The organism is Pseudoalteromonas sp. JB197 (genome assembly GCF_002332205.1).
Classification (GTDB): Bacteria; Pseudomonadota; Gammaproteobacteria; order Enterobacterales; family Alteromonadaceae; genus Pseudoalteromonas; species Pseudoalteromonas nigrifaciens.
Genome location: NZ_NRGZ01000001.1, coordinates 1,042,696 through 1,059,487 on the forward strand (window position 1 = coordinate 1,042,696; position 16,792 = coordinate 1,059,487).

The window sequence follows — 16,792 nt, forward strand, 5'->3', positions numbered from 1 at the left end:
TTATTAATCGTTTATAAGCCACTCATTATTGAACGGGTGAAAACAGCCGTTGATAGGTTTTATAGGCGTATTCATCACTCATACCACTGAGGTAATCGCAAATAATACGCATACCTTGGTTTTGTTTTTGCGCCTCTATGTACTGGGCTTGCGTGGTTTCGGGTAATAACCGCAGCGGATCGCTGGCAAAAGCGGTAAATAATTCAATCAGTAGGTTTTGCCCTTTAAACTCAATTTGTTGCATTTTAGGGTTGCGAATTAAGCGCTGAAACACAAAGTGTTTAAGTATTTGCAGTACACTCTCGTACTGAGTTTCTAGCTTGGCTGTGTATTTTAAAATAGGGCATTCGAACGCTTCGTTTTGCACATCTAAATGAATATGAATGATAAAGGTATTAACCAGCTCGCCTATGGCATCTTTGCGCTCAAAATCATGCTTTGAAAACAGTCGTAAAGTGAGTGATTCAAGCATATCGTTTAACCAGCTATATTTAAGCGCCTGCAGTTGTGGTAAAGCATGGGTTTGCCAATCATCAAGAGTAAGTACTTTGGTGGCTATGGCATCTTCTAGGTCGTGTACCGCATAGGCTATATCGTCGGCGTGCTCCATTATGGCGCTATCGAGCGACTTATAGCTGGTTTTAGCGCGGTACTTATCTATTGCCGTGTGGTTACTTAACAAGCTTTTATCGTTTTGACTCAAGGGCTCTACTATCCAATTGAATATAGCCGCATCGTCGTTATATAAGCCTTTAGCTGGTCGCCAATCGTCTGCTTTAATAAATGCACGCTCAGGGTTTACTTTAGGGATAGTGTGCCAAAGCTTATTTATAAATGCAGGGTATTTTATAAAGCCCAATAAGGTGCGGCGGGTAAGGTTCATACCATGGCCGTCGCTGTATGGTTCAAGCTTGGCAACAATACGCAGCGTTTGCGCGTTGCCTTCAAAACCACCGTGATCGCGCATCATATAATTAAGTGCAATTTCGCCGCCATGACCAAACGGCGGGTGGCCAATGTCGTGGGCTAAGCATAGGGTTTCTAGTAATCCGGTTGACGGAAAATGGCTAAAGTCGCTGTGTTGTACTTTTAAATGGCGCAGTATGCCGGTGCCAATTTGCGACACTTCTAATGAGTGAGTAAGGCGAGTTCGGTAAAAGTCGTTTAAGCCAATACCCATAATTTGAGTTTTAGCTTGCAGACGCCTAAACGCAGCAGCATGAATAATTCGTGAGCGATCAACCTGCCACGGTGAGCGATTATCATTAGGGCGATGTTTATATTGTTCTATAATTCGGCTTTGCCACTGTTTGTCCATACTACTGACTCGTAATTAGTTAATAACGTTAGAATATACCCATGAACTATAAATTGCGAGTGCACACGTTGTACGGTATTTGCGCAGTTAGTGAAAGTTCGCCTTTATAAAGTGGCTTAGGTATAATAACGCTTCGTATGTATGTGCATTACCCATACATAATTTAAAGTTTTATTGAGAGAGTACATGTTAAAAAACATTATAAAGTTTTTATTAGCCGCACTTTTTATTTGGGCACTGGCGTTTCCTTTTTTACAAAGTGACGAGAGTGGTTCAGATGAACAAACAAGTTCAGAGCAACCTACAAAGCAAAAGAAAAAAGAAAAACCGCTGCACAGTGTAACGCTACCAAAGTTTTCTGAGTTTGCGGATGTAAAAGATAAAAAGCGGGCATTTTTTAACTTTATTAAACCGCATGTAGAAGCCGAAAATAAAAAGATTTTACAACAACGCGCTAATTTAGAAATTGCTCGAATGATGCTTGAAAACGACTTACCGTTAGATGAAAAACAAAGCAATGATATTGTTAAAATATTAAAGTCGTACGACCTACCCACAACAATAGATAGCTTTACGCTTAAACAAGCACTTCGCCGTGTAGACGTGATCCCTAAAGAACTAGCCCTAATGCAAGCTGCTAATGAGTCTGCGTGGGGAACATCGCGATTTGCACGTATTGGCCTGAACTTTTTTGGCCAGTGGTGTTATTCAAAAGGCTGCGGTATGGTCCCTGGTAGACGCGATACCGGTGCTGCACATGAAGTGGCTGCGTTTAAGTCGGTGCGTGCTGCGGTTAGTTCTTACTTTAAAAATATAAACACCCATAATGCTTATAAAGAGCTGCGATCTATTCGCGAAAACCTACGCTTAGAACAACAACCCATAGCAGCAACATTATTAACTCAGGGTTTAATGTCGTATTCAGAGCGTGGTGAAGCGTATATAGAAGAGCTAAACACTATGATTAACCAAAATAGAGCCTACTTTGATGAATAAAAGTGTATTAAATATAATGACAGCACTGTCGTTAACACTACTGAGTGTTACCGCATTAAATGCCTCTGCTAGAGAGTTTGTAATGTCGTACGATGGCTTTTACGATCGCTTAAAAGTGGTTAATAAAGGTGATTTTCAATATGCGCGAGTTAATTTTTATATTAGCGATATTGGCACTAACGAAGCCTGTGCAATTAAAAGTGGCACAATTTTAACCGAAAATAACGAATACCCGCTCAATTACACCGAACAAGCGCAATTATTACTGCCTTTTGATAAGCAACTTGATACAGATAAAGCGGTTATTGTGGTGCAACCGCAAAATCCGGTACATGACTGTCAGTTAAAATTACAAATAGAAGCGAATGAACTTGAAGGTTTAAGCTTTACTAAACAGTCGTTATTTATTATACACACTGAACTTGACGAACTGTTGGCTGATTTATCGGGATTTTTTGTTAGCAAATTAATGTGGTTTTTATTACCAGAACAAAAAGGCGTAGTTGTTACCTTTAAAAAACCAATGCATTTTGATGATGAAAGCATTGAGTGTAAAAAATCAGTGTGCTATTTCGCTGTTGCAGACAATTGGCAAGACGATACCAAAGAATTAGCTGATATAGCAGATGTTATAAAAGTAACACCTTGGATAACTAAATAAATATAATTTTATAAAAAATTATTTAAAGCGGCTTTTGCCGCTTTTTTATTTAGTAACCTTAACTCTGGTTAAGTATTATATTGCGGACGTGTTGGCTTGCGAGAAGAGGGTGTGATCGTATTGGCTAACTACTTTGTCGCGGCCTGTTTCTTTTGCAAGGTATAGGTGTTTGTCGGCGTGTAATAATAGCTCTTTTAAATTTAGCTGGTTAATAGTGGTACTACTAACACCGGCACTAACAGACAGAGGAATGGATTGATCATTACAATAAAATGGTTGCTGACGAATATTAAAGCTTAATTGCTCTGCCAAGGTATTTGCTTGCTCAAGCGTATAACCATTAAGCAATACTGCAAACTCTTCTCCCCCAATTCGCGCTGTTATGCCAATATTCATAAATAATTGGCTGATATGTTGCGCTATCCATTTTAATGCTTGGTCGCCTACATCATGGCCATATTTATCGTTTACACGCTTAAAAAAATCTATATCTAACATAATTAAAGCAAGGGTATGATTTTTATCGGCTGTATTGGCTTTAATGTTTTTACAGGTAGAGAAAAATCCGCGGCGATTTAATAATTGCGTTAACGAATCATTGTTTGCCAAGTTAATCAGCTTAGATTCTGAATTTGCAAAAATAATAAAAGGCAAAATTAAAGCACAGAGTGTGGTAATAAAAAGGTGCGCTATTAATAGGATGTGTAACTGGGGCTTAAAGTCATCATTATTTGAGGTTATAAAGGGGAGCAACAATAAAATAACTTGTCCTAACATCACTAAGCTATGTGTTACTAAGCCTATTATAAGTAATCGTTGCTGTAATTTAGCAACGCAGTGTGTTTTTAATAAAATAAAAGCGCCGTATAAAAATAAAATGGCAACAATAAAGCTTGTTAATATTTGGCTTAAAACATGATTGTATACAAACACGAGTAATAAAGCGCACAAGCCATAAAGGTAAGCCAAAGGCGTTAAGTTTATTACAGCTTTGTTGTTAAACTTATTTAAGCCGATTACAAGTAATAGTGGGCTCAGTATAATAAATAGGTTTGCAAGGTAGTGAGTTAGCCATGGGAGGTTTAGCTCTTCTTTAAAACTCACAAGTAAAATAGCAGTGGCAAACGAGATACAAGCACCACCAAATAACAAAAAGCTAGTTGTTTTTTTGTGCAGGTAAAAAGAAATAAACAGTATACCTATCAGTAAGTTGAAAATAAAAGATAGGCTAGTTATAGTTGGTAAGTGCAGCATGTTGTAAGTACTCTTAAATATAAAGTGGCAGAGCAATTCGCTGCGTCCGTGTATTATATACTGTTATAAAATTTTAAAAATCGTTGTAAAGCATTGTATTTATAACTAAATAAGTATTTATAAATGCTGAATGACTGTGCTTATACTAAACTCTCTAATGCCGAATCAATATCAGAAAAATGAAATCGGTAGTTATGCTCTAATGCTTTTTGGGGTAAAACATATTGTCCGGTAATGAGCAGATCAGCCATTTCGCCCATTAACAGCTTTAACACAAGCGCTGGCATAGGAATTAGAGCAGGACGAGATAACGCCTTACCTAAACTTTTGCTAAATACTTTACTACTTACAGGGTTTGGTGCCGTTGCATTAATAGGCCCAGTCATATTTTTATGTTTTATAATAAATAATATTAACTGCGTCATATCGTCAATATGGATCCACGACATACCTTGCTCGCCATTGGCAATAGGGCCGCCTAAACAGAGCTTAAACGCCGGTAGCATTTTGCTCAAAGCACCGCCTTTTTTTGCTAATACTATACCTGTGCGCAGTAAACACACGCGGGTACTAGTTGATTGAGCTGCTAATGCTGCGTTTTCCCAGTCTTTACAAAGCTGGCGGCTAAACTCATCGTGGGGTTTATTATTTTCTTCATCAATTGGGGTAATGCCTTGGCGACCATAAAAACCAACAGCGCTGCCTGATATAAACGTATGCGGTGGGGTATTGGATGCAGCGATTGCTGCAGATATTTGTTTTGTTAGCTCAATGCGGCTATCGCGAATAATCGATTTTTGCTTATCACTCCAGCGTTTATTTACAATGGGCTCACCTGCGAGGTTAATTACTACATCAACATTATTAAAATCAACCGCTTCTATGTTGGTAACTGCATTTATTTTATGCCCTAAAAGTACGTTTGCTTTTGTGGGGTTACGGCTTAGCACAGTAACACTATGATGATGGGTTAAAAAAGGACAAAGGTATTGGCCAATTAAGCCAGTAGCTCCAGTAATAAAAATATGCATAACACAGCCTTATTTTTTAATTGCTAGCAAGTGTTTAAAATTTATACTCGCTAGTGCTTGGTTTTGCAAATTTATCGAAATTTTCCGAGAAAACCCATTGATCGACGCGAAGCGGCGTCGATGGGATGAATCGGAATAGTTAGCCCTGCTCTTGAATGTATTTTCGAATTGTATCAGCAGCCGCATTTCCAACAGAGCAAACAAAATATCCGTCAGACCAAAATGTTTTTTTAACCCAGAATTGCTTTTTAAACCATTTAAATCTCGACCATAGACTTTGCGTTGTAGATTGTTTAATTCTCCTAACGTAACTCGCAACACTGATATTGGGAGAGATCGTTAGCAATATGTGTATATGATCTTTGTCCACCTCGATCTCTTCGATATTAAATTCTGAGCGCTCTGCAATTTCAGTGATTTTTTGTTTTACAAAATCACCTACATCACCTTTTAACAATTGTTTTCTATATTTAACCACAAGTATTAAATGTAGCGCTATTAAATATTTACAGTGAGATTTAGTTTCATATTCCATCTTGACAACTCATTTCCATACAGTAGTCTATACAGTATATGAAAAAGACGCTTAGATACAACTACAGGCTAAATCCTACGCCAGAGCAAGAAGCTAAACTCGTTGAGTTTGGCGCGACAGCGCGTGGCATTTGGAACTTATTGTTGTCTGAGAACATACGTCGATACGAGCACGATAAAACGTTTTTGTTTTACAAAGACATGGCCTCACTACTTAAAGATATCAAGACGTTCGAAGAGTTTAACTGGATCAAAGCATTCGATTCTGCGGCAGCTCAACAAGTTGCCCGCGACCTGGAATTAGCGCTCAAGAATGTTTTTACTAAAGGTCGCTTGCAACGCTTTCCAAAGCACAAGATCTCATATAAAAAGAAAAAACGTCACAACGATAGTTTTCGAGCGGTCAATAACTCGCACTGTATCCGCATTGAAAATGGCGCTATCAGTATCCCAAAGGTAGGCAAGATACCCATTATCTTGCATCGCAAACTAGCAAGTAAAATCAAGACTGTAACTATCCAGTATCACCACGGAAAATGGGGATGCAGCATCACTCAGGAAGTTGAGTGCAAAACAGCTAAACAAGTTTTAAAAACAATCACAGGTTTTGACATTAACTCAAAGCAAACTGTTGTTGGCTCAGATGGTTTTGTGGTCGATAACCCCACGTTTTTAAAGCAGTCAAAAACAAAGTTAAATCAATTGCAACGCCAGCTTGCACGCCGAACTAAAGGTTCAAATCGCTGGCAAAAAACCAAACAACGCATCAACAAATTACACGGCAAAATCTCACGGCAAAGGCTCGACTTTGCACACAAAATTTCACGCCAGATAACCAATGAAAATGACATTTTAGTGTTCGAAGATTTAAACGTAAAAGGGATGCAAAAGTTCAATGGCAGCATGGTTGCCGACAATGTGATGGGCTTAATTACTCAGCTTTCAAAATACAAAACTGAGCTTGAAGGTAAACTCTATCACGAGATTGGCAGGTTTGAAAAATCCACTGGGGTTTGTTCTGAATGCGGCCAACATCATGTTTTGACATTGAACGACAGATATTTCACATGTACGGCTTGTGAAACTTACCAAAACCGAGACTTGTCAGCGGCTAAAAGCATAGCAAAAACAGGTGAATTAGATTTGATTGCGGCTGGGATCGTCGCAAGGGTTACCCCCACATCTCAGCAGAAATCAGCCATTAAAACGAAAGTCTTCGAGCTATCGAAGTTTGCTGTTGGAACTGAGAAAAAAGAAGCAGCCTAGTCTCTAAGTCAAGGCTGTAGAAGCCCATTGATCGACACGGAGTGGCGTCGATGGGTAGTTCACGATCACTTAGTAAATATTTCATTTTATTAGCTTTTGCCTTACACTAAAGCCTAATAAAAAATAATAAGGATCATAATATTGGCAAGTTTAACAGGGGTAAATAAAAGCTTAATTATTTTTGCTGCACTAGTTATTGTGCTCGCAGGGATCAAGTCGGCCAGCGCTATTATTATTCCCTTTATTTTAGCGGCATTTATTGCAATTATTTGCAGCCCGCTAATTAAATTTTTTGCTCGCTATCGTATTCCTAAAGGCATTGCTGTTATTTTTGTGGTGCTTATTATTGTAGGGCTAGGAGTCAGCCTTGGCGGCTTGGTAGGGCAGTCAGTTAACGATTTTTCGCAGCAACTTCCGCAGTTTAAAGTTAAATTAAAAGAAGAGTTTGTTTGGCTGGTTGATATAGCGTCGCAGTACAATATTTTAATTAATAAAGACCAAATATTATCTATGTTTGATCCTGGTAAACTGGTTGATGTCGCCACCAATATGCTCACCGGCTTAGGTGGAGTAATGGCGAATATGTTTTTAATTATTTTAACCGTGGTTTTTATGCTATTTGAAGGGCCGTCACTTAATCATAAAATACATTCGGCGCTTAACGATCCTGATAAAAAAATGAAACAAATTAATCGCTTTTTAGACTCAATTAACTCTTATTTAGCCATTAAAACCTTAGTAAGCTTAGGAACGGGTATATTAGCTGCTTCTTTACTGTGGTTTTTAGATGTCGATTATTTTGTATTGTGGGGTGTATTAGCCTTTATGTTTAATTACATTCCAAATATCGGTTCAATTATTGCTGCTGTACCTGCGGTATTATTGGCACTTATAACGCAAGGCCCTTTAGTTGCTGGTTTAGTGGGAGCTGGATATTTAGTTATTAATACTGTGATGGGTAATATAGTAGAGCCTAAATTTTTAGGTAAAGGGCTTGGGCTTTCTACCTTAGTGGTGTTTTTGTCTTTGATATTTTGGGGCTGGTTATTAGGCTCTGTAGGTATGTTGCTGTCGGTACCTTTAACTATGATAGTTAAAATAGGGCTTGAGGCAAGTGACGAAGGCCGCTGGGTGGCAACATTACTAGGTACAGGCGAAGAGCTTACTGAAAACTAATTTATAGCAAAGTAGTATATTACTTTGCTATAAGCATAACTTTACGGCTATTAAACTTTTAAAGCATTAATAGCCGTATCTGCTGCGTTTATTGCACCTTCTAAATATCCAGCCTCTTGCTGCGCAAATTCACTGCCAACAAAATGAATATTTAAGTTAGCTAACTGTGAGCTTAGCCCCGAGTAGTTAAACTCTGGGTGTTGTGAAGGCCCTGTTTTATCATTTTCATTTGCTACATAGGGGTCAGCTGCCCAGTCTTTAATAAAATACCCCGTTGCGGTGTATACTTCATCGCCATAAAAATAAGCAAGTTGCTTTATACACGCTTGTTTTAATTGCTCAGTGCTTACTGTACTGCGCGTTGAATAAGGTACACCAATAAAGCCAAATAGGGCGGGGTGGCCATTATGACTGGCGCTTGCATCGTGAACTTCTACTAATGGCCCAACACGGCTAAAGCATTGCCCAGATAAGTTTTTATCACGCCAAAAAGCATGTTCAAAAGTTGCTATAAATTTAGCTTGGCCTGCCATCCATGTAGGCACTGCAGTTAAGCGATTTATAAGTGTTTGGTCAGCCCAAAGATCAGGAGTTAAGTGTTGGGTTATCATACGTGGGGGGAGCGCTGCAATTAGTTGCTTTGCGCTAAATTGCTTAACTTTGCCATTGTGGTTAGCGGTTATATGCCAGGTATTTTGTTGTTTATGTAATTTAACGACGTGATGCTCTGTTAGGATTGAAGCTGGATTAAGCTGCTCATACAAGGCTTTAATTAAGCTGTACATGCCGCCTGTTAATCTTAGTAGGTGCATTTCGCCTGCACCTGCTATTTGTTGTGGCTTTAGCGTTTGCGCTGCCTGATATAACACATCGCCTTGTGTATATTGTGCAAATACAGGTAAGCATAATAACGAGATAAGTTGTTGAATTTTAGGTTGATGATCAAAAATCCAAGTAGGGCCAAAATCAAAGCTAATAGCACTATTGTGAGTGTCATGTGCTGCTTCAATTCGCCCGCCTAACTGTGGTTTTGCTTCTAATAATAGGTAGGGAATATTGCGTTGCTGTAGCAGGTATGCACTATATAACCCAGCTAAGCCGCCGCCAATAATAATAACGGGTCCATTTGTAGTGGATTTGCTCATAGTAAGCTTTTATACCTTTGTGGTTTGCATTGTAAGGCGCTGGACTATTTATTAGTATCGCTACTTATGTCGATATCAATAGCGCAGCACTTATTTTGAATATTAAAGAGGCCGCTTTAAGTCTAAAGTAAATTGCTCTACTAGTGATAGCTCGCAGGTTTTATAGGTTATTGCGGCGCTCAAAGCGTTAGGTAACTTTAATGAGTAGCGCCACTGGCAACTATGCTTAATATAATTTTCGTTACTGGCAATGCTTTTTATAAACAGCTGTAAAATTTGCGTATTGCCAGTTTCAAATTCTAATTTGTTTAACTCAAATTTGCGCTTTTGGATCCAAGTATTTTGTAGTTGTTTAGCTGTATTTAACTGATCATCTAGGCACTGAATGTAACGCTTAGTAACCTCTGGTGTTGCTTGAGCAGGTAATTTGCATGTTTGCTGGGCAAAGCTTACCGAGCTAAAAAATAATAAAGTTAAGCTTAATAAATAAATTATAAGGTTACTTTTTTTCATGGTAATTAAACTCTAGCATAAACTTGGCTCCGCCTAATTGCTCAGACTTAGAAATGGTGAGTAAGCCACGATACGACTTAACTAAGTCAGATACGATTGCCATACCTACACCATGGCCGCTTTCGTAGGTATCTAAGCGTGTGCCTCTGGTAAGCAGAGATTCGCGTTTGTCTTGTGGTACACCTGGGCCGTCGTCGCTAATACTAATACACAGGGTTTTACCTTGCGCTACTTTAATGGTTACTTGCGAGCGACATGCTTTACAGGCGTTATCAATTAAATTACCAAGTAATTCCATTAGGTCGGTTTTATCACCTAAAAAGTAATCTTTTTTACCTACTTTACAGTCAAAAATAATATCTTTATCGCGGTATACTTTACCCATTGCGCTTAAAATAGAGTCTAAAACAGGTTTAATAACGGTTTGTTTTTTCCAAGTGTCGGAAGCACCTGTAGCAGCACGCTTTAATTGATGCTCGATCATCACATTGATGCGATCTAGTTGTTCTTGTGCATCGGCATCATTTGCCAATGGACTCGACTTTAGTACTGCCAATGGTGTTTTAAGTGCGTGGGCTAAGTCGCTTAATGACGCTCTGTAGCGCTCTTTTTGGCGTTGTTGCGACTCAAGTAATAAGTTTAAATCAGCTTTTATTGTTTGTAACTCTACTGGGTACAAGCCTTTTATTTCTTGTATATCACCAGACTCTATCGCTTTAATTTCTTTATCTAGGCGCTGTAGTGGGCGGGCACTCCAAATAAAACCAATTGCCATTAACCCAGCAATTGCTATTCCCATTATAAACATCCAGTCAACCAGTGTTTGTTTAAAGCCATCCATAAGCTTTACTAACGCGTCGTTACGTTTGAGTAAAATAAAGCGTGCTTGCTCAGACTGATCAATATTATTGAGAATAACGGTTAAGCTTAATTGCCAATAGCTGGTGTTATTATACTCCACACGCCTAAAGTCAGCGGCGCCGGCTTTGGGCTCAATATATTCTGGCGTAAAATTAACATTCACCGCCGACTCAGAATACCAAATAGGTACATCATCGCGGTATATCATTGCGTAGGTGTCTGAATTTAAATTATTAAGTTCGGGGGTTAAAATAGTGCTGGGCATAATAATGCCGCGCTCTGTAAAGTCGACTTCAGAAATTAGGGAGTACAGATGGGCTTCGAGGTTTTTTTCTGTTGCATCAACCAAAGAGGCATAATAAGCGGTGCCTATAGAGTAAAACAAAATAGGCAGGGCGACTAACAAAACAAAGACAAGGATAAATCCTTGCCTTATTTTTAACGATATTTGCGGTGCTACCACTGGCTTTTAAGCCTGTAGCCGCGTCCTCGTAGTGTTTCTACAGGATTTAGTACGCCTTCAGGATCTAATTTTTTACGTAAACGCAGTACAAATACTTCAATTACGTTCGAATCAAGGTCAAAGTCTTGGTCGTAAATATGCTCAGTAAGCTCTGATTTAGAAATTACCTTTTGCGGATTAACCATGAGGTATTCTAGTACTTTGTATTCGTATGCAGTTAAGCTTAACTCTTTATCGTCAACCCACACTTGCTGCGAGCGAGTATGAATTTTAATTGGTCCTGCTGTCATTTCTGGGTTTGCTTTACCTGCGCTGCGGCGAATTAGTGCATTACAACGGGCAATTAGCTCCTCAACATGAAATGGTTTTGTTAGGTAGTCATCTGCACCGGCATCTAAGCCTTCTACTTTGTCTTGCCAACGATCGCGCGCTGTTAGTATTAAAATAGGAATGGTAATGCCTTGGGCACGGGCTTTATTAATAAGCTCAATCCCGTCTATTTTAGGTAAACCTAAGTCAACCACAGCCATGTCTAAAGGGTACTCAGTGATATGAAAAAGACCCGCTTCACCATCGTGGCATAAATCTACGCTGTAACGTTCTTTTTCTAGAGCATTACGCAGGTTATCTGCTAAGTGTAAATCATCTTCTATAACTAAAATTCGCATCAATCAATCCTTTTTCACTTCGCCAGTTTTTTTATTTATTTTTAAATCTACGACGTGGCCGTCAGATTTTAAAATTCGTACAGTATAAAAATTTATTTTTTCGGTAATTTTTAATGTCGTACCGTCAGTGGTTTCTTTTGCAAGTACTACCGCTTTCTTTTTGCTTATCTCAACGCTATTAACCTTGGTTATTGTATTAGCTTGCAGCGTATTAGCTTGCAGCGTATTAGCAAAACAAATACAAGCGAAAAAGTTGAGGATTAATAATACGCGCATGACGGGACTCCTAGATCAGACCTACTCAGTTTAATAAACTGAGTTACCAAAATTCAATTAAATACTTAATAAGAATTTTACGGCAACAGTTTAATAATTAACGAGTGAACAAACCCTGAATTTTATAGTGAGATCATTCAAGGTTAAGTACATGTGTTATTAAGCAGGGAATACTTTTTTATATGGTTTAACAATTGAGTTTTCATATACGCCAGCCGCAACATAAGGGTCGGCTGCTGCCCATTCTCGGGCGGCCTCTAAAGAGTCAAACTGAGCAATTACTAGTGAACCGGTAAAACCTGCATCACTTGGGTCTTCATTATCGATAGCCGGAAGCGGGCCTGCAGTCAGTAAACGGTTTTGCGAATCAAGTTCACTTAAGCGTGCAAGGTGCGCTGGTCGGGCCTCTTTACGCAGTGCTAAGCTGTTTTCAACATCGATTGAATAAATCATGTACAACATAAAGAATCTCATAAAATTTGTTAAATTTAGTTAAGTGTATACTAGCATAGCGTTGAAAAATGGTGAATTAAAAGTGTTTACAGCTTTGTTTACAGTGAGAATATTTTTTTACTGTGTAATTGCTTGAAAAGCGCTGTGTAACACTGTTAGAGTCCCATGGATAAGATAAATAATAACAAGGTTTATACATGAGTGAAAATAGAGAGCATTTTAGCTCCCGCCTAGGGTTTATATTAGCAGCGGCGGGCTCTGCTGTGGGCATTGGTAATTTAGTGGGCTTTCCTGTTTCTGCAACAAAAAACGGTGGTGGCGCATTTTTGCTCGTCTATGCCTTGTTTGTCGCATTTATTTGTTTACCCGTAATGATGGCTGAAATGGCCATGGGCCGTAAAGCGCAAAAAGATCCCCTAGGTTCATACAAAATATTGGGTAACAATGACACAAAATGGAAGTTGGCTGGCTTTTTAGCTGTATTTACTCCTTTTATGATAGCGGTTTTTTATATGGTTATTACCGTATGGATTTTTGGCTATTTAACGCAAACCGCACTTGGTAATTTAGATTCGTTGGCAAACCCTGGACACTTTGGGTTGTTTATTAATAGCTACACAGTATTTGCTTATATGGCAGCTGTGGTACTTGTTGTTAACTTAATTTTGTTAGGTGGCGTAAAGCAAGGAATAGAAAAAGCGGCTAAATTTTTAATGCCGGCATTATTCGTCATGTTAATTGTGTTAGTGGGTTATGTATTAACGCTAGATAACGCGATGGCAGGTGTTAAGTATTATATTATTCCAGATTTTTCTAAAATGAATGCCAGTGTGTTAAATGGTGCGTTAGCGCAAGCATTTTTCTCATTATCGCTTGGTATGGGTATTTTAATGACGTATGCGTCTTATATATCTAAAAAGGACGACATTGTAGGCAGTGCAAAAATGGTTGCGATTACCGACTCATTAGTTGCGTTTGTTGCAGGTTTAATGGTGTTACCGGCTATTTTTAGCTTTGATCCAAATACAGACCCAGCAACGCTTTCTGATTCATCAGTATCGATGATATTTGTATACCTTCCTAAAATATTGTTAGCACTGCAACATGATATTGGTTACTTTGGTGCATCGGCAGTGGCATTCTTATTCTTTTTATTAGTATTTTTTGCTGCAATTACATCACTCGTTTCTATTGTAGAAGTACCTACAGCAACATTAAGCGATCGCAAAGACATAAGCCGTAAAAAAGCATTGGGTATTTTAACCTTAGCCACAGGCGTACTTACAATCTTATGTACTATGTCGTTTGGTATGGTAGATAGCTTAACGTCGTTTACTGGTTACGGCGGTGAAAGTAAAAGCTTTTTTGATGTAGTTTACGATGTATTTTACGACACCATTTTACCGCTTAACGGTTTAATGGTGTGTTTATTTGTAATGTACCGCTGGAAAAAAGCAAATTTAAGTAAAGAGTTGAGCATAGGCTCGCCTAATTATGCAGGCAGCTTTATGGAAAAATATGTTAACTTTTCGCTTTCAACGTTTATTCCAATTATTTTAGCGACTATATTTATAAACACAGTTGCAACTAAGTTTTTTGGATTGAAATTATTTGGTTTTTAAAAACTGATTAATATTAATTAAGCCGCGTATTTCGCGGCTTTTTTATGTCTGAAATAAATGTACATAATATTAATTGTATTAACGCTGCAGGGTTGACTTGCGTCCTTGTAAGCCTTAGCCTCCCTGACTTTATTTTATATTATGGTTAAATTCCCACGCTTAATTAATTTCATTATGCGTGTATTTAGGAGCATTCAATGAATAAAGCACAACTAGTTACCGCTATGGCTCAAAAAAGTGAGTTAACTAAAAAAGACGCACAAGCAGCACTTACCAGTTTACAAAAAGTAATTACTAAGTCGCTAGCAGAAGGGGATCAAGTTCAAATAAACGGTTTTGGTACTTTTGCATTAAGCTATTACCCAGCACGCACTGGGCGTAATCCACAAACCGGTGCCAGTATTGAAATTGAAGGGGCTAATAAAGCGGTGTTTAAGGCTTCTAAAGCGTTAAAAGATGTTCTTTAATTTAATTCTCCGTTAAACACTTTATTTATAAAAACAAAAAGGGCATTTTAAAAATGTCCTTTTTTAATTTCCGTTGTAGTTTATTAAAGCGCTGTAGCAGCTTTCATTTTAGCTACAAAGGCTTTTAATTGTGTGGTCATGGTGGGTAAATCATCAAGGTTTGCTTCGATAATTTTAACCACTGCCGAGCCCGAAATAGCCCCCGCAGCACCGGCACTTAATGCGGCTTTTACATCATCAGGCGTTGAAATACCAAAACCTAATAGTGCTGGTGCGCTATGGTATTCTTTTAATTTAGTTACAATGTTGCCCGCTGGCATTTGCGCTTTTTCGTCAGTGCCGGTAACTCCCGCACGCGACAGTAAATAGGTGTAACCTCTGCCATACGATGCGCATGCACGAAGCGTGTCGTCATCAGCATTAGGGGTGGCAATAAAGATAGGGTCTACACCGTTTGCCATGGCTGCTTTTCTAAATGTTTTTGACTCATGCAGTGGCACATCGGCCACTAAAATAGAGTCTACGCCGGCGGCTTTAGCATCTTTATAAAAGGTGTCTATACCGCGCTTAAAAACTAAGTTTGAATACAGTAATAAACCAATTGGAATATCTGCATTGTACTGGCGTATTTGTTTAATAATATCAAAGCAGTCTTGGGTGTTAATGTGTACATTAAGGGCGCGAATATTTGCTTTTTGAATGACTGGTCCATCAGCAATTGGATCTGAAAACGGAATACCTAACTCTAGGGCATCAGCGCCGCCATCAATTAAACTTTTAATAATAGCAATACTTTGCTCTTTACCGGGGTCGCCAATAGTTACAAAGGGTACAAATGCCCCGTGTTTTTGCTCATTTAGGGCTGCAAACATTTTACCGTAGCGATCTGTTTTTACTTGGCTCATATTTGACCTCCTTGCGACAATACATTGTGAACGTGGGCTAAGTCTTTATCGCCTCGGCCACTTAAATTAACCACTATAATGCTTTCATCAGTTAGCGCTTCTGCATATTTAAGTGCATAAGCGAGGGCGTGGCTAGATTCGAGCGCCGGAATAATACCTTCATTTTTGGCAAGCGACTGAAAAGCGTCTAGTGCTTCGGTGTCGGTAATGGCTACATATTGTGCACGACCTGTTTCGTGTAAAAATGCATGTTGCGGCCCAACAGCTGGGTAATCAAGGCCGGCAGATACAGAATACGATTCTTCTATTTGGCCGTCGTCATTTTGCATAATATAGGTGTAAGTACCGTGCAATATACCTTTAGTACCTTTACAAATAGTAGCACCGTGCTCGTGTGTATCTAAACCTTTACCAGCAGGCTCAACACCAATGAGCTTTACACTTGGCTCGTTAATAAAATCACTAAACATACCAATGGCATTAGAACCGCCGCCAACACAGGCAATAACGGCATCAGGTAGGCGACCTTCAGCTTTTAGCACTTGTTGTTTTGCTTCTTCACCAATAATTTTTTGGTATTCACGCACAATAGTTGGGAATGGGTGTGGGCCCGCTGCAGTACCAAGTAGGTAGTGCGCATCTTGATAATTTGCTGACCAGTCACGTAGTGCTTCGTTTACAGCATCTTTTAATGTGCCTGAACCCGCTGTTACCGGAATCACAGTCGCGCCCATTAGCTCCATTCTAAATACGTTTGGTTGCTGACGTTCAACGTCTTTTGCACCCATGTAAATACGGCATTTTAAACCCAGCAGAGCACAAGCAAGTGCTGTAGCAACACCATGTTGGCCTGCACCTGTTTCGGCAATAACCTCTGTTTTACCCATACGTTTAGTTAATAACGCTTGGCCAAGTACTTGGTTAGTTTTGTGCGCGCCACCGTGCAGTAAATCTTCACGCTTTAAATACAGTTTAACCTTTGGGTTTTTAATTAAATTACGCGTTAAAGTAAGTGGCGTAGGGCGACCCGCATACTCGTTAAGTAATTTTGAAAGCTCAGCCTGAAACTGTGGATCTTTTTGTGCTTTGTTAAATTCGTTTTCTAACTGCTTAAGCGCAGGGACAAGTAGCTCGGGTACAAACATACCGCCAAACTCGCCAAAATAAGCTGGATTTTTCATTT

Annotated in this window: 18 protein-coding genes; 6 read left to right on the top strand and 12 right to left on the bottom strand. The window is 39.0% G+C overall.

Annotated features, from left to right (window positions below):
• Positions 1-25: 25 nt before the first annotated feature.
• On the bottom strand, positions 26-1,318 hold the full coding sequence (locus CIK86_RS04995; protein WP_086994220.1) for an anti-phage deoxyguanosine triphosphatase: 1,293 nt from the start codon (positions 1,316-1,318) through the stop codon (positions 26-28).
• A gap of 186 nt (positions 1,319-1,504) precedes the next feature.
• Between CIK86_RS04995 and CIK86_RS05000 the strand changes: the two genes are divergently transcribed.
• Together CIK86_RS05000 and CIK86_RS05005 are read left to right on the top strand one after the other, a co-directional pair.
• Complete coding sequence (locus tag CIK86_RS05000) at positions 1,505-2,314, top strand: glucosaminidase domain-containing protein (RefSeq protein ID WP_086994224.1); 810 nt, start codon at positions 1,505-1,507, stop codon at positions 2,312-2,314.
• Complete coding sequence (locus tag CIK86_RS05005) at positions 2,307-2,975, top strand: DUF2987 domain-containing protein (protein WP_086994229.1); 669 nt, start codon at positions 2,307-2,309, stop codon at positions 2,973-2,975. Before CIK86_RS05000 ends, CIK86_RS05005 begins: the two co-directional genes overlap by 8 nt.
• Before the next feature lie 75 nt (positions 2,976-3,050).
• On the opposite strand, the gene CIK86_RS05010 is transcribed toward CIK86_RS05005, so the two are convergent.
• From CIK86_RS05010 to tnpA, 3 genes are all read right to left on the bottom strand, one after another.
• Positions 3,051-4,229: a GGDEF domain-containing protein gene (locus CIK86_RS05010; protein WP_086994232.1), complete on the bottom strand. Its 1,179-nt coding sequence runs from the start codon at positions 4,227-4,229 to the stop codon at positions 3,051-3,053.
• Positions 4,230-4,369: 140 nt separating this feature from the next.
• Positions 4,370-5,260, bottom strand: coding sequence for a TIGR01777 family oxidoreductase (locus CIK86_RS05015; RefSeq protein ID WP_086994235.1), 891 nt, complete (start codon positions 5,258-5,260; stop codon positions 4,370-4,372).
• A 139-nt stretch (positions 5,261-5,399) separates the two neighbouring features.
• Positions 5,400-5,795: an IS200/IS605 family transposase gene (gene tnpA, locus CIK86_RS05020; protein WP_011327281.1), complete on the bottom strand. Its 396-nt coding sequence runs from the start codon at positions 5,793-5,795 to the stop codon at positions 5,400-5,402.
• Between the two features lie 38 nt (positions 5,796-5,833).
• On the opposite strand from tnpA, the gene CIK86_RS05025 reads away from it, so the two are divergent.
• The gene (locus CIK86_RS05025) at positions 5,834-7,060 is read left to right on the top strand and encodes an RNA-guided endonuclease TnpB family protein (RefSeq protein WP_096317073.1); all 1,227 of its coding nucleotides are present in this window, start codon (positions 5,834-5,836) and stop codon (positions 7,058-7,060) included.
• Between the two features lie 141 nt (positions 7,061-7,201).
• Positions 7,202-8,236: an AI-2E family transporter gene (locus tag CIK86_RS05030; protein WP_086995575.1), complete on the top strand. Its 1,035-nt coding sequence runs from the start codon at positions 7,202-7,204 to the stop codon at positions 8,234-8,236.
• A gap of 50 nt (positions 8,237-8,286) precedes the next feature.
• Here CIK86_RS05030 and CIK86_RS05035 read toward each other — a convergent pair whose 3' ends face one another.
• The 6 genes from CIK86_RS05035 to CIK86_RS05060 all read right to left on the bottom strand — a co-directional run bounded on the left by CIK86_RS05035 (position 8,287) and on the right by CIK86_RS05060 (position 12,624).
• Positions 8,287-9,381 (bottom strand): FAD-dependent oxidoreductase, encoded by a 1,095-nt coding sequence (locus tag CIK86_RS05035; RefSeq protein WP_086995572.1) that lies wholly within the window; start codon positions 9,379-9,381, stop codon positions 8,287-8,289.
• 102 nt (positions 9,382-9,483) lie between these two features.
• Positions 9,484-9,894: a hypothetical protein gene (locus CIK86_RS05040; RefSeq protein ID WP_086995569.1), complete on the bottom strand. Its 411-nt coding sequence runs from the start codon at positions 9,892-9,894 to the stop codon at positions 9,484-9,486.
• Positions 9,881-11,218: an ATP-binding protein gene (locus CIK86_RS05045; RefSeq protein WP_011327965.1), complete on the bottom strand. Its 1,338-nt coding sequence runs from the start codon at positions 11,216-11,218 to the stop codon at positions 9,881-9,883. The genes CIK86_RS05040 and CIK86_RS05045 overlap by 14 nt, the downstream gene beginning before the upstream one ends.
• Entirely contained in the window at positions 11,212-11,886 is a 675-nt protein-coding gene (locus CIK86_RS05050) for a response regulator transcription factor (protein WP_007375447.1), read from the bottom strand. The genes CIK86_RS05045 and CIK86_RS05050 overlap by 7 nt, the downstream gene beginning before the upstream one ends.
• Before the next feature lie 3 nt (positions 11,887-11,889).
• Positions 11,890-12,162, bottom strand: coding sequence for a PepSY domain-containing protein (locus CIK86_RS05055; protein ID WP_086995566.1), 273 nt, complete (start codon positions 12,160-12,162; stop codon positions 11,890-11,892).
• 159 nt (positions 12,163-12,321) lie between these two features.
• Positions 12,322-12,624, bottom strand: a complete 303-nt coding sequence (locus CIK86_RS05060; RefSeq protein ID WP_058373227.1) for a YciI family protein — start codon at positions 12,622-12,624, stop codon at positions 12,322-12,324.
• A 188-nt stretch (positions 12,625-12,812) separates the two neighbouring features.
• Between CIK86_RS05060 and CIK86_RS05065 the strand changes: the two genes are divergently transcribed.
• Both CIK86_RS05065 and CIK86_RS05070 read left to right on the top strand, forming a co-directional pair.
• Entirely contained in the window at positions 12,813-14,237 is a 1,425-nt protein-coding gene (locus CIK86_RS05065; RefSeq protein WP_086995562.1) for a sodium-dependent transporter, read from the top strand.
• 197 nt (positions 14,238-14,434) lie between these two features.
• Positions 14,435-14,704, top strand: a complete 270-nt coding sequence (locus tag CIK86_RS05070; RefSeq protein ID WP_011327969.1) for an HU family DNA-binding protein — start codon at positions 14,435-14,437, stop codon at positions 14,702-14,704.
• Between the two features lie 83 nt (positions 14,705-14,787).
• Here the strand turns inward: CIK86_RS05070 and trpA are convergent, their stop codons facing one another.
• A complete protein-coding gene (gene trpA / locus CIK86_RS05075; RefSeq protein WP_086995558.1) occupies positions 14,788-15,609 on the bottom strand; it encodes a tryptophan synthase subunit alpha in 822 nt (273 codons plus the stop codon).
• Positions 15,606-16,790, bottom strand: coding sequence for a tryptophan synthase subunit beta (gene trpB, locus CIK86_RS05080; RefSeq protein WP_011327971.1), 1,185 nt, complete (start codon positions 16,788-16,790; stop codon positions 15,606-15,608). Before trpB ends, trpA begins: the two co-directional genes overlap by 4 nt.
• Positions 16,791-16,792 lie beyond the last annotated feature (2 nt).